This is a genomic window from Sporosarcina gallistercoris (genome assembly GCF_014836415.1).
Lineage (GTDB): Bacteria > Bacillota > Bacilli > Bacillales_A > Planococcaceae > Sporosarcina > Sporosarcina gallistercoris.
The window spans coordinates 131,585-153,410 of sequence record NZ_JACSQY010000005.1 but is presented as its reverse complement, the minus strand read 5'-3'; the positions used below and the strand labels follow the sequence as shown (position 1 = coordinate 153,410).

Annotated in this window: 17 protein-coding genes and 1 other annotated feature; of the genes, 15 read left to right on the top strand and 2 right to left on the bottom strand. The window is 45.0% G+C overall.

Annotated elements, in window-relative coordinates:
* The first annotated feature begins 159 nt into the window (after window positions 1-159).
* The 14 genes from H9659_RS08735 to H9659_RS08670 all read left to right on the top strand — a co-directional run bounded on the left by H9659_RS08735 (window position 160) and on the right by H9659_RS08670 (window position 18,407).
* Complete coding sequence (locus H9659_RS08735) at window positions 160-696, top strand: hypothetical protein (protein ID WP_191689559.1); 537 nt, start codon at window positions 160-162, stop codon at window positions 694-696.
* A 74-nt stretch (window positions 697-770) separates the two neighbouring features.
* Window positions 771-1,748 (top strand): tetratricopeptide repeat protein, encoded by a 978-nt coding sequence (locus H9659_RS08730; RefSeq protein WP_191689558.1) that lies wholly within the window; start codon window positions 771-773, stop codon window positions 1,746-1,748.
* Between the two features lie 103 nt (window positions 1,749-1,851).
* Entirely contained in the window at window positions 1,852-3,150 is a 1,299-nt protein-coding gene (gene tig, locus H9659_RS08725) for a trigger factor (RefSeq protein ID WP_191689557.1), read from the top strand.
* 353 nt (window positions 3,151-3,503) lie between these two features.
* Complete coding sequence (clpX, locus tag H9659_RS08720; protein WP_191689556.1) at window positions 3,504-4,769, top strand: ATP-dependent protease ATP-binding subunit ClpX; 1,266 nt, start codon at window positions 3,504-3,506, stop codon at window positions 4,767-4,769.
* 123 nt (window positions 4,770-4,892) lie between these two features.
* A complete protein-coding gene (gene lon / locus H9659_RS08715; RefSeq protein WP_191689555.1) occupies window positions 4,893-7,211 on the top strand; it encodes an endopeptidase La in 2,319 nt (772 codons plus the stop codon).
* Window positions 7,208-7,795, top strand: coding sequence for a ribosome biogenesis GTP-binding protein YihA/YsxC (gene yihA, locus H9659_RS08710; RefSeq protein ID WP_191689554.1), 588 nt, complete (start codon window positions 7,208-7,210; stop codon window positions 7,793-7,795). The genes lon and yihA overlap by 4 nt, the downstream gene beginning before the upstream one ends.
* A 239-nt stretch (window positions 7,796-8,034) precedes the next feature.
* Complete coding sequence (gene hemA / locus H9659_RS08705) at window positions 8,035-9,399, top strand: glutamyl-tRNA reductase (protein WP_191689553.1); 1,365 nt, start codon at window positions 8,035-8,037, stop codon at window positions 9,397-9,399.
* Window positions 9,400-9,486: 87 nt separating this feature from the next.
* Window positions 9,487-10,317 (top strand): cytochrome c biogenesis protein CcsA, encoded by an 831-nt coding sequence (gene ccsA, locus H9659_RS08700; RefSeq protein ID WP_191689552.1) that lies wholly within the window; start codon window positions 9,487-9,489, stop codon window positions 10,315-10,317.
* Window positions 10,318-10,374: 57 nt separating this feature from the next.
* Window positions 10,375-11,307 carry a hydroxymethylbilane synthase gene (gene hemC, locus H9659_RS08695; protein ID WP_191689551.1) on the top strand — a complete coding sequence of 311 codons (933 nt, stop codon included), beginning with the start codon at window positions 10,375-10,377 and terminating at the stop codon, window positions 11,305-11,307.
* Entirely contained in the window at window positions 11,297-12,055 is a 759-nt protein-coding gene (locus H9659_RS08690) for a uroporphyrinogen-III synthase (protein WP_191689550.1), read from the top strand. Before hemC ends, H9659_RS08690 begins: the two co-directional genes overlap by 11 nt.
* 3 nt (window positions 12,056-12,058) lie before the next feature.
* Window positions 12,059-13,042, top strand: a complete 984-nt coding sequence (gene hemB / locus H9659_RS08685) for a porphobilinogen synthase (RefSeq protein ID WP_191689549.1) — start codon at window positions 12,059-12,061, stop codon at window positions 13,040-13,042.
* Window positions 13,039-14,328 (top strand): glutamate-1-semialdehyde 2,1-aminomutase, encoded by a 1,290-nt coding sequence (hemL, locus tag H9659_RS08680; RefSeq protein WP_191689548.1) that lies wholly within the window; start codon window positions 13,039-13,041, stop codon window positions 14,326-14,328. The genes hemB and hemL overlap by 4 nt, the downstream gene beginning before the upstream one ends.
* Window positions 14,329-14,445: 117 nt before the next feature.
* Complete coding sequence (locus H9659_RS08675) at window positions 14,446-15,051, top strand: hypothetical protein (RefSeq protein ID WP_191689547.1); 606 nt, start codon at window positions 14,446-14,448, stop codon at window positions 15,049-15,051.
* A gap of 235 nt (window positions 15,052-15,286) precedes the next feature.
* Window positions 15,287-15,514: a binding site (T-box leader), on the top strand.
* A gap of 244 nt (window positions 15,515-15,758) precedes the next feature.
* Window positions 15,759-18,407, top strand: a complete 2,649-nt coding sequence (locus H9659_RS08670; RefSeq protein WP_225217738.1) for a valine--tRNA ligase — start codon at window positions 15,759-15,761, stop codon at window positions 18,405-18,407.
* 412 nt (window positions 18,408-18,819) lie between these two features.
* On the opposite strand, the gene H9659_RS08665 is transcribed toward H9659_RS08670, so the two are convergent.
* Both H9659_RS08665 and H9659_RS08660 read right to left on the bottom strand, forming a co-directional pair.
* Entirely contained in the window at window positions 18,820-19,620 is an 801-nt protein-coding gene (locus H9659_RS08665; RefSeq protein ID WP_191689546.1) for an ATP-grasp domain-containing protein, read from the bottom strand.
* The gene (locus H9659_RS08660) at window positions 19,617-20,483 is read right to left on the bottom strand and encodes an ATP-grasp domain-containing protein (protein WP_191689545.1); all 867 of its coding nucleotides are present in this window, start codon (window positions 20,481-20,483) and stop codon (window positions 19,617-19,619) included. Before H9659_RS08660 ends, H9659_RS08665 begins: the two co-directional genes overlap by 4 nt.
* An 88-nt stretch (window positions 20,484-20,571) precedes the next feature.
* On the opposite strand from H9659_RS08660, the gene H9659_RS08655 reads away from it, so the two are divergent.
* Window positions 20,572-21,795, top strand: a complete 1,224-nt coding sequence (locus tag H9659_RS08655) for a bifunctional folylpolyglutamate synthase/dihydrofolate synthase (RefSeq protein WP_191689544.1) — start codon at window positions 20,572-20,574, stop codon at window positions 21,793-21,795.
* Window positions 21,796-21,826 lie beyond the last annotated feature (31 nt).

The window sequence follows — 21,826 nt, the reverse complement described above, 5'->3', positions numbered from 1 at the left end:
GCTAGCCGGAACAGTGATAGATTCTTCTAGAGGAACGACATGTGTTGCGGTTATTCGTTAAACATTCATAGTGGCGATATATGAAATTTCTAGAATTCGATCGGTAAAAACTGTACAAGGAAGTGGATCAGCATTCATACAGAACGGAGACATATCCCGATGGTTATCGGGATTTCCTTATTATTACTGGCACCATTTGCTGTCTTTTTGTTACCCAATTTTATAGCGAACTCCATTTACTTCAAATCGGGAAGTTGGTTTATATTTGTATCTTTCGGCGTTTACACAGTATATGCGGTAGGTTTTGCTCTTCTTATTGCTGCAGCTTTCGTTCTATATATAATGTATATGAGCAAAAAGTCTTTAATTATAAGTGTAGGGTTAACGATATTGGCATGTGCTAGTTTTTACATAGCTTCACTGAACTATACGATGTTATCGGATGACGGAATAACATATCGCCCGCTACTATCCTTTCACCCTCATTCGTATTCTTGGGGGGAAGTGGAGGAAGCAGTATATAGGTCCGTGCCGGCAAAGGATGGTAATTCGGAGTTCGATTTTAAGTTTGACGATGACGTCATGTTAACACTCACTATGAATCGATTATTTATGAAGTTTCTTCCTCCTATTGAAAATCGACTGAGTTATGAAGGTGTCGAAGTGGAAAAAATATTGGTCCCCCTAAAAGAATGAACACGTGATCTTCCGTCGAACATGCGCACAGGGGAAATGCTGTGCTATAGTATCATTGAAAGCAGGTGACGGACGTGAAACGCAAACGGAAAAGACTGCATAAAAAAGGCAATATGATTGTCTTTCCCGGAACGGTGGAGCGATTGCTAGACCAAGCCGAAGATGCCATGCAGGCAGAGGAATTTGAAGAAGCTGTCCGTATTTCGGAACAGCTTCTTGAGATTGCCCCGAACTTATCTGAACTACCTGGAATACTTGCAGTTGCATACTATGAAACGAAAGCATTCGAGCAAGCGAAGACATACGCCGCTCAGTGGTTGCAAAGTGATATGAGTGAATACTTTGAAGCGATGGAATTGTACCTGGCGATTTGTATGCAACTTCAGGATTATGTGGAAGTGGAAGACACCATTGGAGCTCTTCTGGACGAAGGAGTCATTCCAAGTGAGTTGAAGCAGAAGTTTATCTATCTGCGCGAACTGAATGGAAGGTTATTAAGCCGTTTTACAGACGACTTTTCAATGCAGCCGAAAGAAACGGTTTCGTTTGAGTCGTTTTTACAAATGGATGGATTTCAACAACAACAAATGCTCGCACAGCTTGAAAACAACGGAGCTGAGAATTCTCAATCCCTGCTCGCTGAAATTGCGGTTCATGATGAACTTCCACCTGTGCTGCGAACAGTCGCTTTAGTTTTATTGCGAAATACAGGATACGAAAACCCCCTCGTTATCCGGAAATTTGGCAGAGGACTCAGCGTTATTCCTTCCGAGCTGCCGCTACCCGGCGAAGACGCTGTATCTAAAGAGATTTTTGCTTTACTGCAAGACTCCTTGGACAAAGATCCTTCCAGACTATCACTTATAGAAGAGGCTGTAAGAAAATTCGCCTTGGTCAGCTATCCGCTCGATTGGGGTGTCCCAGCTGAAGCTGTTGCCAGTGCTTATGAAAATTATTCCGCCTTTCTATTTGAAGGAACACCACTCCCTCAAACCGCCTTGCACAAGCTGATTTTTGAGGTCGATCAAGACTCCGGTGAAGCGGTTGAATGAAATTTCTTGAAAGATAAAGAGACTATGATATACTGAGATGGTTGTCAATGGCGTATAAACGGTACAAAATATATTCGTCACTATGATTCGGAGGTATGAAAAGATGTCAGTTAAATGGGAAAAACAAGAAGGTAACAAAGGGAAGTTAACGTTTGAAGTTTCAGTGGAGACTTTTAACGAAGGATTGGACAAGGCATTCAAAAAGGTCGTTAAGCAAGTGAACGCGCCTGGATTCCGTAAAGGTAAAATGCCGCGTAAAATGTTCAACAAAATGTACGGGGAAGAAGCACTTTACAACGATGCAATCGATATCGTTCTTCCAGTAGCATACGATGCAGCTGTACGTGCAGAAGGCCTTGAGCCGATTGCATCTCCAGAAATCGACATCGAAAAGCTTGAAAAAGGCGAGCCGGTTGTATTTACAGCTATCGTCCCTCTTAAACCGGAAGTAAAATTAGGCGAATACAAAGGCCTTGAAGCAACACGCCAAGAGACAAAAGTTACAGATGAAGAAATCGACATGGAACTACAAACTCGCCGTGAGTCAATGGCTGAAATGGTCGTTAAAGAAGACGGCGCAATCGAAGAAGGCGATACAGCAAACATCGACTTCGACGGCTACTCTGAAGGAGAAGCATTCGAAGGTGGAAAAGCTGAGAGCTATGATCTTGCAATTGGATCAGGTTCATTCATCCCTGGCTTCGAAGAGCAATTGATCGGCTTGAAAACGGGTGACGAGAAAGACGTTGAATTGACGTTCCCTGAAGAATACCACGCAGCTGAACTTGCAGGTAAGCCAGCAGTATTCAAAGTGAAAATCAACGAAGTGAAAGCAAAAGAAGTTCCTGAGCTGAATGATGAACTTGCTAAAGAAATGGACGAGAACGTTGAAACAGTGGACGAACTCCGTAAGAAAATGAAAGAAAACCTGGAAACTGAAAAGAGCTCAGCATCTGAAACAGCACTTCGCGACGACCTCGTAGAAGCGGCTGCACGCAACGCTGAATTCGAAGTACCTGAAGAAATGGTTGAATCCGAAACGAACCGTATGGTAGATGAGTTCGGACAACGCCTTCAAATGCAAGGTATGAACCTTGACTTGTACTACCAGTTCTCTGGACAAGACGAAGCATCACTTCGTAAGCAAATGCATGACGACGCTGTAAGCCGCGTACGTGTATCACTTACACTTGAAGCGATCGGCAAAGAAGAAAACATCGAAGTCACTGAAGAAGAAATCAACGAAGAACTTAACAAAATGTCAGAGCAATTCAACATGGACATCGAACAAATCAAAACTGCTCTAGGCGGTACTGAAATGCTCGAAAACGATCTTCGTTTCAACAAAACAGTTCAACTTCTAGTGGACAACGCTAAAATCACAGAAGCAGCTGCAGAGTAATCCAAAGCCGCTCCATGCAAGGTACGCCTAGCCGTACCTTGTTTTTGTATATAATGGGCAATGTTATATGTATAACGAAAAAACACCAATGATTGAAGCGCAAGGTGGCGACTCCGAGGGGACCTGTCATGGAAACAACCTAAGGTCGCGGCGTCCTGCCGCAACTGTTGCATGACCTGAATTCTGTAAGCTCGCTTCCACCTGAAGCGGAAATCAAGACTGCTAATGCCGTTTAGTTATTCACTTGTCTAAGTAACGAGCGCGAGGAAACTCGTGTACATACTGCAAAAGAACGAAATAGTTGAAAAACCAGTTGGAATCTTGTAAGATTTCACTGAATAGGGGTGAGCAATTTGTTCAAATTTAACGACGAAAAAGACAATTTGAGCTGTTCGTTCTGTGGCAAGACGCAGGACCAAGTCCGCAAGCTTGTTGCAGGGCAAGGGGTTTATATATGTGACGAATGTGTTGAACTTTGTGCCGAAATCGTTGAAGAAGAAGTCGGTCTCGAAGAAGGTTTCGAATTCAAAGATGTTCCTAAACCAAAGGAAATCCAATCCATTCTTGACGAGTATATAATTGGACAGGATCGTGCGAAGAAATCACTTTCAGTTGCGGTCTATAACCATTACAAGCGTGTGAACTCAGGCAGTAAAGTCGATGATGTAGAACTCGCAAAATCCAACATCGTACTTATTGGACCAACCGGTAGTGGTAAAACACTCCTTGCGCAAACACTTGCGCGTATTTTGGACGTTCCTTTTGCGATTGCGGATGCAACTTCGTTGACTGAAGCAGGTTACGTGGGTGAAGACGTCGAGAACATCCTTCTTAAGTTAATCCAATCCGCTGATTTCGATGTGGAACGTGCTGAAAAAGGAATCATTTATATCGATGAAATCGATAAAGTTGCACGTAAATCCGAGAACGCATCCATTACTCGCGACGTTTCAGGTGAAGGTGTGCAGCAAGCGCTACTAAAAATCCTGGAAGGGACTGTTGCCAGTGTTCCACCACAAGGTGGCCGGAAGCATCCTCATCAGGAATTCATTCAAATCGATACTACGAATATTTTGTTCATCGTCGGCGGTGCATTCGACGGAATTGACGAAATCATTAAACGCCGTGTCGGTCAAAAAGTGATCGGATTCGGTTCTGATCCGAACGCTGCAGAAGAGGAACGGTCTCTACTTTCACGTATGATTCCGGAAGATCTTCAGCAATTCGGTCTCATTCCGGAATTCATCGGTCGTTTGCCTGTCATTGCGACACTCGAACAACTCAGTGAGGATACGCTCTATCAAATCTTGACACTGCCAAAAAATGCAATTGTAAAACAATATCAGAAGATGCTCGGTCTGGATGATGTTGAATTGCAATTTGAAGACGAAGCACTTTTGGAAATTGCTCGAGAGTCCATTGAGCGCAAGACGGGTGCTCGTGGTTTACGTTCCATTATCGAAAATATTATGCTTGATGTGATGTACGAGTTACCATCTCTGGATGAAGTTAAAAAATGTATCATTACCAAGGATTCTGTTGTCGGTGGAGGTTCGCCGCTTTTGTATCTTGAAGATGGCACTGAAATGAAACTCGATTCAGAAAAGCATACTGCATAAAATAGGAAGAAGCTGACTTAAAGGAGGCGCATTTGTGCTCAATGGGTCAGCTTTTTTCCTTATTTCTTATTGTATTCAATACATAGTGAATGGGTTAAAATTAGTGATGGAGGTGTTTGTTCGATGGCACTACGACATAATATACCGCTTCTTCCTCTTAGAGGCATATTGATTTACCCGACGATGACTTTACATATAGATGTTGGCAGAGAACGTTCCGTTTTCGCAATCGAGCATGCAATTGCACAGGACAACTTGATATTCTTAGCGACTCAAATCGATCTGAATGATGAAGACCCGAAGCCGGATGACCTTTATCACCTCGGCACACTTGCTCTCGTTAAATCGATGACCCAATTGCCGAATGGTACCTATCGGGTGTTAATCGAAGGGATTGAACGTGCAGAATGGACGGATTATGAAGAAGCTGATTTATATCCTGTTGTGACAGTGAACGGGTTCCCTGATTCAACTGCAGTCGATTCAGAATCCGAAGCGCTTATGCGCACCGTGCTCACTCTCTTTAAGAAGTATACAAAAATCTCGAAACGGATTACTGAAGATGCCTACAATTCTGTCTCGGCCATTGCGGAACCCGGCAGACTTGCAGATACGATTGCGTCGCACTTGCCTTTAAAGATTCGGGCGAAACAAGATATCTTGGAAATCCGCAACATCAAGGAACGGTTGGAATGGCTGATTAGCCGTCTTTTCAACGAACAGGAAGTCATGGGGCTGGAGCAAAAGATTAATGAACGCGTCCGCGAAGCGATGGAACGCACCCAGAAAGAGTTCTACTTGCGTGAACAGATGAAAGCGATCCAAACCGAACTTGGAGATAAAGACGGAAAAGGTCTCGAAGTGGAAGCGTTGCGAGAGCGGATTGCCGAGTCAGGGATGCCTGAGGACGTTATGGAGACGGCTGAACGCGAGTTGGACCGTTATGAGAAAATCCCTTCTGCAGCTGCGGAAAGCGGAATTATCCGTTCTTATATTGATTGGCTCGTTTCCTTGCCATGGTCCGTTGCTTCTAAAGACCAATTGGATCTCGAACGTTCCGAAACTATTTTAAATAGGGATCACGAAGGTCTCGATTCTGTTAAAGAACGGATCCTTGAATTTTTATCCGTACGCCAATTGACGAAGTCTCTGCGAGGCCCGATCCTTTGCATCGAAGGTCCTCCGGGTGTCGGAAAAACATCACTTGCAAAGTCAATTGCTGAATCGTTGGACCGCAAATTCGTTCGGATCTCACTAGGCGGAGTCCGGGATGAGTCGGAAATCCGTGGTCATCGAAGAACTTATGTCGGTGCGATGCCAGGCCGTATTATTCAAGGGATGAAAAAAGCTGGAACTGTAAATCCGGTATTCTTACTAGATGAAATCGATAAGATGTCCAATGATTTTAGAGGAGATCCGTCTTCTGCAATGTTGGAGGTTCTGGATCCGGAACAAAATAGTACATTCAGTGATCATTACATAGAAGAGCCTTATGACTTATCCAATGTGTTGTTCATTGCAACGGCGAATGATTTGAGTGCGATTCCTGGACCGTTACGTGATCGTATGGAGATCATTTCAATTGCTGGTTATACAGAGCTCGAAAAAAAGGCGATCGCTGTGAATCACTTAATCCCCAAACAGTTGAAAGAGCATGGGTTGACGAAGACGCAAGTCAAATTCCAGCAGCCGGCTGTCCTGGATGTCGTCCGTTATTATACGAGGGAAGCGGGAGTCCGTGCACTTGAGCGTGAGATTGCGCAAGTCTGTCGGAAGTCCGCACGTTTAATCGCCAGCGGGAAAAAGAAAAGTGTGACGATCAGTTCGAAGACGCTTGAAAATTTCCTCGGTAAGAAAAAGTTCAGTCATGGACAAGCTGAAACGACGAATCAGATCGGCGTGGCAACTGGCCTGGCGTACACGGCAGTTGGTGGCGATACGCTTCAAATTGAAGTATCGCTCTCCCCAGGTAAGGGTAAACTGATCCTGACAGGAAAGCTTGGTGATGTCATGAAGGAATCTGCGCAAACTGCACTTTCCTATGTCCGTTCCAGAGCGGAAAGTCTGGGTATCGATGCTTCGTTCTATGAAACGAAGGACATTCACATTCATGTCCCTCAAGGTGCTGTTCCAAAAGACGGTCCTTCAGCAGGTGTTACGATTGCAACAGCGCTAGTTTCTGCATTGACAAATCGTCCGATCCACAGGGAAGTAGGTATGACGGGTGAAATCACATTACGTGGACGTGTTTTACCGATCGGCGGATTGAAAGAAAAGACACTGAGTGCACATCGTGCTGGATTACGTGTTATTATTTTACCTAAGGAAAATGAGCGAGATATCGATGACGTCCCTGAAGAGATTCGTGAGGAGTTATCATTTAAATTGGTTGACGACGCCGAGGAAGTTTTGGCGATCGCATTGGAGGAACGAGAATTATGAAAGTGCATAACGTTGAAATGGTGATGAGTGCGGTCAGGCCGGAACAATATCCGGATGACGGCTTCCCGGAGTTTGCTCTTGCGGGACGTTCAAACGTAGGTAAATCTTCTTTTATCAACAAAATGTTAGGACGTCGAAATATTGCTCGAACGTCTTCTAAGCCAGGGAAAACACAGACGCTGAACTTCTATAAAATAGAAGAGCAACTCTTCTTTGTAGATGTACCTGGATATGGATATGCTAGAGTATCCAAAACTGAAAAAGAAAAATGGGGCGGCATGATCGAACAATATTTGACGGGCAGGGAACCTTTAGTGGCAGCGGTTCAAATCGTCGACATTCGTCATGCACCTTCAGCGGATGACATCAACATGTATAATTTCTTTGTCCACTACAATATTCCTACAATCGTGATTGCAACGAAAGCGGATAAAATTCCAAAAGGGAAATGGGATAAACATAAGAAAATTGTACGAGAAACATTGAATATGCTCGGCGACGACCCATTATTTGTATTTTCTTCTGAAAAAGGGATTGGTGTTGAAGCGGTCTGGGCTGAAATCGAAAGCAGAATGCAAAGATAAATCATATACATGAAACAGGAAGCAGAGGATAATACTCTCTGCTTCTTGTTATGCTGTTTGGCAATTATATAAAATTAAAACATATCCATGGAATCTTATATCTATTTACTTTATAATAATTATAAAGAGGGGCACGAAATTTGTGTCGTTCATATGATGTTCATAAATAAAGGATTCACTCATAATAGGGTGTGCTATACTTATGAGCAGGAAATAGACGCGAAAGGTGTGAGCACCTAGTGAAACTACTCGCTATCGGAGTCAATCACAGGACAGCGCCGGTAGAAATCAGGGAAAAACTTTCGTTTAACGAAGCTGATTTGCCGCACGCTATGGAAACTTTGCAATCGACTAAAAGTATTTTAGAAAATATTATCGTTTCGACGTGCAATCGGACTGAAATATATGCAGTTGTAGACCAGCTTCATACTGGACGTTATTATGTGAAAAACTTTTTAGCGGAGTGGTTTGAACTTCCGCTGGAATCGTTTGCGAACCACTTGATCATCAAAGAAGAGGACGAGGCGATTGAACACCTTATGTCAGTCGCTTCAGGTATCGATTCGATGGTGCTAGGTGAAACACAAATTCTCGGCCAAGTCAGAACGAGCTTTTTGAAAGCGCAGGAAATCGGTACGACAGGTACGATTTTCAATGAGTTGTTCAAACAAGCGATAACTGTTGCAAAACGTGCTCATGCTGAAACTGCAATTGGCGAAAATGCAGTCTCTGTGTCATATGCTGCTGTCGAGCTTGGGAAAAAGATTTTCGGTTCGTTGAAGCACAAGCACATTGCCATTTTAGGTGCAGGTGAAATGGGTGAGCTGACGATTAAAAACTTGCAAGGTAGCGGAGTCGGTAAAATCACTGTGCTCAATCGGACGTTTTCTAAAGCGGAGGAATTGGCAACACAGTTTGATGGAAACGCAAAGTCCCTACAGGAATTGCAATGTACGCTGCTCGATGTTGACATTTTGATCAGCAGCACGGGCTCAAAGGATTACGTCATCGACTACGAACTTATGCAGTTTGTTGAGCGTCTTCGTAAAGGGCGTCCGCTGTTCCTAGTCGACATTGCGGTTCCGCGTGATATGGATCCGCGTATCGGAGATTTACCGAATATGTTCCTCTATGACATCGATGATATGCAAGGAATCGTGGAAGCGAACCTAGCGCAGCGTAAAGAGGCAGCAGAAGAAATCCAGATGATCATCCGTGGAGAAGTGGTCATGTTCAAAGAATGGCTTGCGACGCTTGGTGTTGTGCCCGTCATTACGGCATTACGGAAGAAAGCGCTCAGTATCCAAGCGGAAACAATGGCGAGTATCGAAAACAAAATGCCTGACCTGACTGATCGTGAGAAGAAAGTGCTGAGCAAACATACAAAATCGATCATTAACCAGTTGCTGAAAGAACCGATTTTACAGGCTAAGGAATTTGCGACGGATGCTAAATCGGCAGAAAAACTGGAGCTGTTCCAATCTATTTTCGGTATTGAAGAAGAGGTTGAACAAGAAAAGAATTTTCAGGTACAACAGCAAAAAGCGGAACAGGAAGCCGGAGCTTCCCAAAATTCCGGTTTACAGCCTGATTTGACATATTGAGTGTGTTCCACAAAGTCATTTCCCATCCCGCTTCTCTAGTCGGCCGATGCGGAAGTGGCTTTTTTGACAGAAAGGCAGAGGTGGCCTATGGTTGAAATGACGATGGCGCGGCTTCAGGAAGCTATGCTCATCCTTTACGCCGTCAGCCTGATTTTTTATTTTGTGGATTATTTAAACAAAGATCCTCGTGCTCAGAGAAGCGCATTTTGGCTGACTGTGATTGTATTTTTCATGCAAACCGGTTTCCTATTGCACGCTCTCATAGTGACGAGGCAATTACCAGTGTTATCCCTTTATGAAGGGGTGTACTTCTTTGCCTGGGTACTCATCACGTTGTCGCTTGGCATTCAACTGAAGTATAGCTTGAGCTATGCAGGATTCTTTTTGAATGTAATTGCTTTCTGTTTTATGACGATTCATATATTTGCGCCTGCCCATGTAGCATCTTCAGGAGTCGGGGACTCGCTTATATCTGAACTGTTATTCATCCATATAACATTCGCCATTCTCTCTTATGCGGCGTTTGCTATGGCTTTTGTTTTCGCGATTCTATACTTGCTCGTCTATAATTTACTGAAGAAGAAGAAATTCACTTCGCAATTCAGTCGGTTGCCTTCTCTGCAGCACGCGATGACAGGGATGAAAGCTGCAATCTATACAGGCATCCCGGTATTGCTGGTGAGCCTGATATTAGGCATTCAGTGGGCATACACAGCACTTTCCGATTGGACGATATTCGACATAAAGATTATTGGGTCATTCTTTTTGCTGCTTGTTTACGGTGTGCTGCTTTTCTTAAATAGAAGCGGAAAAGTGAAAGCTGCTGATTTTGCATGGGCAACGATTTTTGCATTTGTTTTACTCATCATCAATTTCTTTTTGGGCAGTAAACTATCCCAATTCCATTTTTGGTTATAAAGTTGAGAAGTCCAAACCACTTAGTACGTATCATTCACTTCGGGAAGGAAGATTACATTGAGAAAAATAATTGTCGGTTCACGGAGAAGTAAGCTTGCGTTAACCCAAACGAATTGGTTCATCGATCAAATGAAGGCATTGGATGTGCCATTTGACTTTGAAGTGAAAGAAATCGTTACAAAAGGCGATCGCATTGTTGACGTTCAACTGTCTAAAGTCGGCGGAAAAGGCTTATTCGTTAAAGAAATCCAGCAAGCATTGTTTGATAAAGAAATCGATTTTGCTGTACATAGTATGAAAGATATGCCATCCGTCTTACCGGAAGGCTTGATTGTCGGCTGTATCCCTAAACGTGTAGACCCGCGAGATGCTTTCATTTCAAATGGCAATGTTGCATTTAAAGACCTTCCTGCCGGTGCAGTGGTCGGGACTTCCAGTTTGCGCAGAAGTTCTCAGCTCCTCTTGCTCCGTCCAGATCTAGAGATCAAATGGATCCGCGGCAACATTGACACGCGATTGAAGAAAATGCAGGACGGTGAATATGATGCCATCCTACTCGCTGCATCCGGACTTAAACGTATGGGCTGGAGCGATGAAATCATTACGGAATACATGAGTCTGGAAGATTGCATTCCGGCGGTCGGTCAAGGTGCCTTATCGATTGAATGCCGTTCAGATGATGCAGAACTTCTTGCAGAACTTGCAAAAATGAATGATGAACAGACATTCAGAGAAGTAGAAGCGGAACGTACATTCCTCCGCGAAATGGACGGATCGTGCCAAGTGCCGATTGGCGGTTTTGCGCAACAGAAAGACGATGGTATCGAATTGACTGGCTTCATCGCCGCTCCGGACGGTTCAGAAGTGTATCGTCATACGGCTAAAGCTGAAACTCCTGTAGAAGCGGGGAGAGTCGTTTCAAGTGTCCTCCGTAAAGAAGGGGCAGCAGAAGTCATTCAACGAGTAAAGGCTGAAATGGATGGTCAATAAGCTTCCATTGTCAGGAGAGACCGTGATTTTCACGAGTACAAAAAAATCCGAAGAACCTTACGAGCTTGTTAGACAGCTTGGAGGCAATCCGGTTTCATACCCGCTCATTCGCACGGAGGAACGGGTATCAGTGAATGATGATGAGCGCATGATGCAGACACGGAACTATGATTGGTTGATTTTTACGAGCCAGAGTGCAGTAGCTGCCTTTCATCATAAGCTGAAGCGGTTTAAAATGGATGTGCAGGATTACGAACTCCGTGTTGCCGCTGTGGGGGAAAAAACCGCCCATGCGCTTGAACGCATCGGCTTTCGAGTGGACTTCATCCCGGACGTATTCAGTGCAGATGTTTTCGTTCGGCAGTTCAACCCTGAAGGGGAATCGTTACGTGCGCTATTCATCAAAGGTAATTTAGCTGGGACGCTCATTTCAACTGAGCTTTCGTTATCGGTGGATGAATGGACGGTGTACGAAACACTTCCTGAAGTTTCTTCTGCAGCTCGGATAGTTGAATTAGTGAAAGATACCACTTCTGTTACCGTATTGTTCGCAAGTCCGTCAGCGGTTACAGTATTCACAGAACATGTGGCGCCTAAGATAGGATGGGCAGGCTATACAATTGGCGCGATCGGTCATATTACGAAACGGGCACTGCACAGAATGGGCGCACCTGTCCACGTAATGCCTGAAACTTATACATTACCTGAACTCGTGCAGACATTAGCCGGGTCGAAAGGAAGGAATTGACAGATGAATAATTTGAATTTCCGCCGGCACCGTCGGCTTCGCAGCACTGCTGGAATGCGTGCAATGGTTCGTGAAACACAACTGCAAGCAACAGACTTTATTTACCCGATCTTCGTGATTGAAGGCGAGAATGTGAAAAACGAAATCCCTTCGATGCCTAGTATCTATCAGCATTCGATGGATCGGCTCGGGGAAGAGTTAGATGAGGCAGTTGCACTAGGAATTCCTTCTGTCATTTTCTTTGGCGTTGTTACTGAAAAAGATGCTGTAGGAAGCGGGGCTTACCATGACCACGGAATCATCCAGGAAGCGATCCGGCTTGCGAAAAAGCGTCATCCTGAACTAATTGTCATTGCAGATACTTGTCTTTGTGAATATACCGATCACGGACATTGTGGTGTGATTGAAGGTGAACGCGTGTTGAATGATCCTTCTTTGGACTTGCTCGTGAAGACAGCCGTTTCACAGGCGAGCGCAGGTGCGGATATCATTGCCCCATCCAATATGATGGATGGTTTCGTTGCTGCGATCCGCCAAGAATTGGATAATGCCGGATTCGAAGAGATTCCAATTATGTCTTATGCGGTGAAGTATGCATCGGCGTATTATGGACCATTCCGGGATGCTGCGGATTCCACGCCACAGTTCGGTGATCGTAAAGCGTATCAAATGGATCCTGCTAATCGTATGGAAGCATTGCGTGAAGCGGAATCGGATATTGCGGAAGGCGCAGATTTCTTAATCGTGAAACCTGCGTTGTCGTACTTGGACATTTTACGCGATGTCAAAAACAATACGTTGCTTCCGATGGTTGCCTATAATGTGAGTGGAGAGTACGCGATGGTGAAAGCTGCTGCCCTTAATGGCTGGGTCGATGAACAACGGATCGTCCTTGAAACGTTGACTAGTATGAAGCGTGCAGGTGCCGATCTGATCATGACGTACCACGCGAAAGATGCCGCTCGTTGGTTGGAGGAGACAAAATGAGAGAGTATACAAATTCAAAACAAGCATTCAGTAAAGCTGTAGATCTAATGCCTGGCGGCGTGAATTCGCCTGTCCGTGCGTTCAAATCGGTCAATATGGATCCGATTTTCATGGAGAGCGGTAAAGGCGCGATCATTACAGATATCGATGGCAACGAATACATCGATTATGTATTATCGTGGGGGCCTCTAATTTTAGGACATGCTGAAGAAGGTGTTGTATCGGCCATTCAGCAAGCGGCTTTGAAAGGGTCCAGTTTCGGTGCACCCACATTGCTCGAGAATGAACTGGCTGAAATCGTCATCGACCGTGTCCCATCGATTGAAATGGTGCGCATGGTGTCTTCAGGTACAGAGGCGACGATGAGTGTATTGCGTTTAGCACGTGGATATACGAAGCGTAATCTCATTTTGAAATTTGAAGGATGTTACCACGGTCACGGGGATTCATTGCTTATTAAAGCGGGTTCCGGGGTTGCGACACTCGGTCTTCCGGACAGCCCAGGAGTTCCTGAAGGCGTTGCGAAAAACACGATCACCGTTCCTTATAATGACTTGGAAAGCTTGAAAGTCGCCTTTAAAGAGTATGGAGACGATCTCGCTGGTGTCATCGTGGAACCAGTCGCAGGAAACATGGGAGTTGTGCCGCCGCAGCCAGGTTTCCTTGAAGAATTACGCAAGTTGACAGAAGAAAACGGAACGCTTCTCATTTTTGATGAAGTGATGACCGGTTTCCGTGTCGGCTACAATTGTGCACAAGGGCATTTTGGAGTCACACCTGATTTGACATGCCTCGGTAAAGTGATCGGCGGCGGACTGCCTGTAGGAGCATACGGCGGTAAACGCGAAATCATGGAGCACATTGCACCTGCAGGAACGGTTTATCAAGCTGGAACTTTGTCGGGAAATCCACTCGCAATGACAGCTGGAATCGAGACGTTGAAGCGGTTGAATCCGTCATCATATGAGCACTTCATGAAACTTGGCGATCAGCTTGAAAAAGGATTCCGCGAAGCAGCAAGTGCAAATGGAATTCCGCATACTGTGAACCGTGCAGGATCGATGATCGGATTCTTCTTCACAAATGTCGACGTTGTCGATTATGAATCTGCAAAGACATCTGATTTGGCGCTATTTGCTGAATACTACCGGTTGATGGCTGCGGAAGGGATTTTCTTGCCGCCTTCGCAGTTCGAGGGCATGTTCCTTTCAGCGGCACATACGGAAGCGCACATCTCGAAAACAGTAGATGCATTCCATAAAGTATTCAGTCAGTTGAAAAAATAAATACAAACAGCCTTTCTGAGATGAAACTCTTTGGAAAGGCTGTTTTTCTTTGGACGATTGTTCTGTTAAGCGGTTTGCCGTCATATACTCTTACGTATAAAAGGAGGCGGCAAAATAATGGAGCCAACACAGTGGACATTAACGGAGACGTTTCAGTTTCCTGCAGAGTACGGGAAAGCAGTTTCTGCACAAGAAGTGAAAGTGACCGCGGGATATACAGAGCATAAGACGGAAGATGCTGTTCGGCTTTCGGGGATTTATCATGTAGCAGCAAATGTTGCATTTGATGGTGAAGCGCAGGAAGCAGCTTTAGATTCTGATGCGATCTTGATTGATGATGTGGACGTTCAAGACAAATCGGGTTATTTCGAGTATGCCGTGCCATTGCTCGTAGATTTGCCAACGAGTGCAGACGGACAACTTAAAGCGAATGTGATCGATGCTACAGCAACCGCGACGGATGATGGGGCTCTTACGGTCATGTGGACAGTTGAAGCTAAATTGACTGAAGTCGAAGCTGTAGCTAAGAAAGACCCGGCAGCGGATGAGTTGTCAGAAACGACGACTGCAGCCGTTACTGCGGATTTGGATAGTTCCAGTGTGAATCACATTGAAACCTTGAATAACTATGCGGAAGATCATGAAATGCTCGCGTTCATCAATGATTTGGAAGATGATGTTACAGTGACGTCCTTCCGGTTAAATGATGTTTTTGTGGAATAAGAAACAACATCCGCAAAGGATACAGAAGAGTAAAAAGTCCCCTGTCGTAGGGATGATCAATAGCCGGATGAGCTGGAAACAGGAAATCGGGATAATGATCATTTTGCAGTAAAAACGGCATCTTCTGAGCCATGGCGGAAGTAAATAAGGGTTATAACCTCTTCTCATAACACCATCCTTTCAAAGCGGGCTTGACGGGTACGCTATACATCCGGTAAACTATTGGAAACAGTATAGTGATGCGTTTAGCGGGAGAGTAGATCAGTCGGCTTTTTTAGAGAGGGTCCGGATGGTGCAAGGACCTATTGTCGACAGTTTGAAAGTCACCCGTCAGCAGTTTTCGTGAACGTTTTTCCAAGTAGCGAAAGCCGGTTAGAAGCCGTTATATCCATTGAGGCAACGTGCGCTTTTTGCATAGTTGCGAATAAAGGTGGTACCGCGAACTGACTCCTTCGTCCTTTAACGACGAAGGGGTTTTTTGTGTTTCAAAAATTGGACATAATGTTGATTTCCACTTCAGGCTGAGGCTTTCCTAGAGGCTTGATCTCAGCCTCCTCGGCGCTGTGCTTCTGCGGGGTCTTCAATCTTCGCTGGTCCCTAAGGAGTCCCCGCCTTACGTTCCAATCAACAGAAAGTATAAGTACAAAGTGTCCGATTAAAAACAAAAATGAATTGAATTACTTTTATTATTACGAGGAGGAATTGTTATGACAGAAAAAGACCAGTTGGAGATGCCGACTAAGTATGATCCGCAAACGATTGAGAGAGATCGTTATGAATGGTGGTTGAAGGGCGAGTATTTCAAAGCTCAGCCGGAGAGTGGGAAAGAGCCCTATACGATTGTCATTCCACCACCGAACGTAACGGGTAGATTGCACTTAGGTCACGCTTGGGATACGACACTTCAAGATATCTTGACTCGCATGAAGCGCATGCAAGGATATGATGCGTTATGGCTTCCTGGTATGGACCATGCCGGTATTGCAACGCAAGCGAAAGTAGAAGAGAAGCTGCGCGCTAACGGGCAAACACGCTATGATCTAGGGCGTGAGAAGTTCCTGGAAGAGACATGGAAATGGAAAGATGAGTATGCGGGTCATATTCGTGAACAATGGTCTAAGCTTGGTCTCGGGCTGGATTACTCACGCGAACGTTTCACGTTGGATGAAGGGCTTTCACGTGCAGTTCGTGAAGTGTTCGTCAAATTGTACAAGAAAGACTTAATTTACCGCGGCGAATATATTATCAACTGGGACCCTGCAACGAAAACAGCATTGTCTGATATCGAAGTAATCCATAAGGATGTAGCGGGTGCATTCTATCATATGCGTTACCCACTCACAGATGGAACTGGAAGTATCGAGATTGCGACAACACGCCCAGAGACAATGTTGGGTGACACAGCGGTTGCCGTTCACCCGGAAGACGCTCGCTATCAGCACTTAATCGGAAAAACCGTGAAGCTGCCGATCGTCGACCGTGAAATTCCGATTGTGGCGGATGATTACGTAGAAATGGACTTCGGAAGTGGCGCGGTTAAGATTACACCAGCTCACGATCCGAACGACTTTGAAATCGGAAATCGCCATGATCTGCCACGCGTTCTTGTAATGAATGAAGATGGAACAATGAACAAGTTAGCAGGTAAATACGAAGGAATGGACCGTTTCGAATGCCGCAAAGCAATCGTTAAAGATTTGCAGGATATGGACGTCCTCTTTAAAATCGAAGCACATAACCATTCCGTAGGTCATTCGGAGCGGAGCGGTGCAGTTGTCGAACCGTATTTATCTACACAGTGGTTCGTTAAGATGCAGCCACTTGCTGAAAAAGCGATTGAATTGCAACAAGCAGAAGGCAAAGTGTCATTCGTACCTGAACGCTTCGAGAAAACATATTTGACTTGGATGGAAAACATTCACGACTGGTGTATTTCTCGTCAACTTTGGTGGGGACATCGCATTCCAGCTTGGTATCACAATGAAACAGGAGAAGTGTATGTCGGCGAAGAAGCACCTGCAGACATCGAAAACTGGCATCAGGAAGAGGATGTACTGGATACGTGGTTCTCATCTGCTCTATGGCCATTCTCCACGATGGGATGGCCGGATACGGAAAACTCTGAGTTCAAGCGTTACTATCCAACGGATGCGCTTGTTACAGGATATGATATTATCTTCTTCTGGGTGTCCCGCATGATATTCCAAGGCATCGAGTTCACAGACCAGCGTCCATTCAAGGATGTCTTGATTCACGGCTTGGTTCGTGCTGAAGACGGGCGCAAGATGTCGAAATCTCTCGGTAACGGCGTGGATCCGATGGATGTCATCGATCAGTATGGTGCCGATGCATTGCGTTACTTCCTGGCAACCGGTTCATCACCAGGCCAAGACCTTCGCTATTCGACTGAAAAAGTTGAAGCGGTCTGGAACTTTGCCAACAAAATCTGGAATGCTTCCCGATTTGCGTTGATGAATATGGAAGGTTTGAAATACGAAGAAATCGATTTATCGGGCGAACGCTCTGTTGCAGATGATTGGATCTTAACGCGTCTCAACGAAACGATTGACTCTGTGACGAAATTGTCAGATCGCTATGAGTTCGGGGAAGTCGGCCGAGCACTCTATAACTTCATCTGGGATGATTTCTGTGACTGGTACATCGAGATGGCGAAGTTGCCATTGTACGGGGAAGACGAGAAAGCGAAGCATATGACGCGTTCGGTTCTTGCATATGTACTCGACAATACGATGCGTTTACTTCACCCACTCATGCCGTTCATTACGGAAGAAATTTGGCAGAACTTGCCACATGAAGGCGAGTCCATCACGGTTGCACCATGGCCGGTGGCAGATTCCAGCTTGACGAATGTGGAACGTTCCACGCACATGAAGTTGTTGACTGATGTTATCAAAGCGGTGCGTACGATTCGTGCGGAAGTGAACACACCGATGAGTCGCCAAGTACCGCTGTATATTGTTGCGAAAGACGAAGCGACAGCAGCTGTCTTGAAAACAAACAGTCAGTATATCGAGAAATTCTGTAACCCGGAAACACTGGAAATCGGAGTAGATGTCCACGCTCCTGGCAAGTCAATGTCAGCAGTAGTTACAGGTGCAGAACTCTTCATGCCGCTCGAAGGCTTACTAAACATTGACGAAGAAATTGCACGTCTCGGTAAAGAGTTGGATAAGTGGGCAGGCGAAGTGAAACGCGTTCAAGGAAAATTGTCCAACGAACGCTTCGTGTCCAAAGCACCACAGTCTGTTGTAGATGAAGAACGAGCAAAAGAACAAGATTATCTCGAAAAGCAAGCGGCTGTTCAGCGCCGCATTGAAGAACTGAAAGAGATTTAAGTAAGGGAGGGCTTTCTAGCGAAAGCCCTCTTTATTTTTATTGGAGAGGTGCTCATAAATCACTAATTACGCTCATAAAACAGGAAAAGTGATCATAAACTCATGGATCCGCTCATAAAACCTGGAAAGTGCTCATAAACACTGAGAATCGCTCATAAATCACGGAAAGCGCTCATAAAATATGAAAAACGCTTATAACGCTTAAAAAGCATCATCCGCTCCATATGGAATCCTCATAAAACAAAGGAAGTCCTCCCAATTAATCCCTTATTGAAATTTAAATGCTTCCCATTAACGAAAAAGACCTCCGGCTCATGGACAAAGACATAGAATTGTCGCAGAACGAATATCACACTGAGCAAACTACTGCGATTGCAAAGCAAAAAAACCTTACAAAGTGCTGGCTCGCACTTCATAAGGTTTTCTCGATTTTCCTGCATATATGCTGCATGAATTCACGCGCAACATTCACTTCACTTGTTTCATAAAGCGACCTGGCTCCTACAGGATCTTCCAATTCATTCAGCAACCAAACATTATCTTTATTCTGGATGAAATCCACTCCGATATAGTCACTCTTCAAAGCTTTTGCAATCCTTACTGCGAACTTGCGTAAAGGGGAGGGAGGAACAAATCGTTCCGCTGTCCCGCCTAATGCGACATTTGCTTTAAAAGTCCCCACTCCAGTCCGTTTTACCGCACCAACCACTTCATTGCCAATCATATATAGTCGGACATCTGAGGAACCATGCTCGATATAAGGTTGAATCAGAAGCTGTCGATCAGCATAGTGAGCGACCACTTCATCTACCTCAGCTTCAGTCGTACATAAATGTACATCCGCGCCCCCGTGACCATCTGCAGTTTTTATAATAACGGGGTACTCCCGAACGTCCAGAGAAGAATTCAACCGCCTCGTGGGAATCGATGGAATCCCCAAAATAGCAGCGAGCTCACAGGTTTGGAGTTTGTCGTTCGCTATACGATTTACCTCGCTGCGATTAATGACAATAACACCATCTGATTCGAACTGACGGCTTTTCCCGAAGTCCCTGCCTCGATAAATGACGAATTTCGCATCATTAGGAAGATCTGCATCCCCAGTCAATAATTCAACATCCAACTGTTTCGCAAACCCTTCTTTAATGAGCTCATCGATGAACCAGTGATTGCGAACCGCATCTTCCTCATCATAGTAGATGTACCCCTTCACGCAATCACCTCTAAAATGTATTCAATCATTGCATCTGCTACATTGATGCCTGTTACATTATAAATATTGCGGATGTGGGCAGCGGCGTTCACTTCACACACTAGCGGTTCTTCGTTAACGCCGAACAATAAGTCGACTCCTGCGAAAACTGCGCCTACTGATTTCGCAGCACGCAATGCGACTTCGATTTGTGCTTCCGTCAATTCGATAGTCTCAGCAATGCCGCCGTTCGTAATATTCGCACGGAAATCCGTCTCGGAATGTCGATACATCGCAGCAACAACCCGGTCACCGACGACATTCACACGAATATCCCGCCCCCGGCTCGAATCGATGAATTCCTGGAATAAATGGTCAACCCCGCGTAATGAGTCCGTTTTCTCATAAAACTGTTCTTCTGTCTCGATTAAATAGACGTTCATCCCGAACGACCCCCGCGCTTCCTTGATGATCATCGGAAGACCGAGTTCTTCTAAAACGCGTTCATAGTAACCGCTATCCCGGATTGTGAAGTTCCGATACACTTTCGGAGCAACAATGGTACGTGGCATCGGGATCCCATCGTGAGCCAAAGTAATCGCTTGTTTCGTTTTATTGTCACACCGCTCAATTACTTCCGGATCATTGAATACAGGAATACCGAGGGATTTCAAGAACGTCGCAAGCACAATATCCTTATCTAGAAACACGACGAAATCAGGCAGGGATTCAATTGCGGCGGTCACATCCATGAACACTTCGTAATTTTTGTAAATAGAGGCAGAAATTCTGGCTCGGTACGCAGCTTCCTGGACGAGTTCCGCCTGATCCCGGAATTTATCATTCACTAAACTTCCATTATAAATAATCCAGCATTTTTTCAAATGATCCCCTTCTCTCTCATGCTATACTCTTAAGAAAAGCCTTCTCGAGGCTATTGACTATTAGTTTAGCATAAGGTGGGGAAAAGGTATGATACCGAAGTTGGATGAGTACAAGAAAAGAGAAAGGATTACGAGCGATGATGAGATTAAACCTGGCCTAGCGGCAATTGAACACGCGATGCACGTTCTCGGATCACCACAAGTAAATCTGCGGGCAATTCACGTCGCAGGCACTAATGGAAAAGGATCAACAATCTGCTTTATGGAGTCCATCCTTCGTGAAGCAGGCATCAGCACGGGGGTTTTTGCTTCACCAGCAATGGTGGATATCCATGACCAAATCCGGATCGATGGACAAAATATCTCAGAAGCGCAGTTGACAACTTCTTTCCAAACACTGAAAGATGCCGGACTTGACGGGAAGTTGACGGACTTCGAATTGCTGACGGCAGCCGCGTATGTAACATTCAATCGCCTGAAACCAAATGTTGTCCTCATCGAATGCGGAATGGGGGGGAGATTCGACAGTACAAATGTGATAACACCGGTGGCTACCGTGATTTCATCTATCGCAAAAGATCATGTCGGATTCCTTGGTGACTCGATCGAACAGATTGCGTGGCATAAAACAGGGATATTTAAAAAAGGAGTTCCCGCTGTTTGCGGCCAATTACTAGAGGAAGCTGAAAAAGTGGCAGAAAAAGTGGCTGCAGAGGTCGGCAGTGAAATACTGATTTATGGACAAGACTTTCGGATGAAAGAAGGAACCCCGGAACAGTTCCAGGGAAGTCTGCAACTAGCATTACCGAATAGAAAGATGAAAGGTCCCCACCAAGCGATCAATGCAGCGGTTGCGATAGAAGCTCTTCTCAAAGCCGGTCTACACTTGCCGGCAGAAGCGATTCAAACAGGAATTGCAAACGCACAGCTTTCCTATCGCTTTGAAGAGGTCGCACCTGGCGTGTTTTTTGATGGTGCTCATAATCCTGCAGCAGCTGTAATGCTTCGGCGTACAATCCAAGAACAGTTTCCTGGGGAAAAGGTTGATTTTGTCATAGGAATGATGGCGAATAAGGAGATTAACGCAACACTCAACGAATTAATACCGGTTGCACAATCATTTACCTTCTTGGACTTCGAAGTCCCTGGAGCTGCTTCGGCACAATCCCTTTATGAGCAATGTGAATTTGGAAACAAAAAGGTGACAAAGGAAGATTATGCGTCTATAATACTATCTAAAGACCTACTTCGAAAGAAAATAGTCTCAGGCTCTTTATACTTGCTTAATAGCCTAAGGACTCATATACTTTAATTATCAATAAATAGAAAATTCCGTATGATTG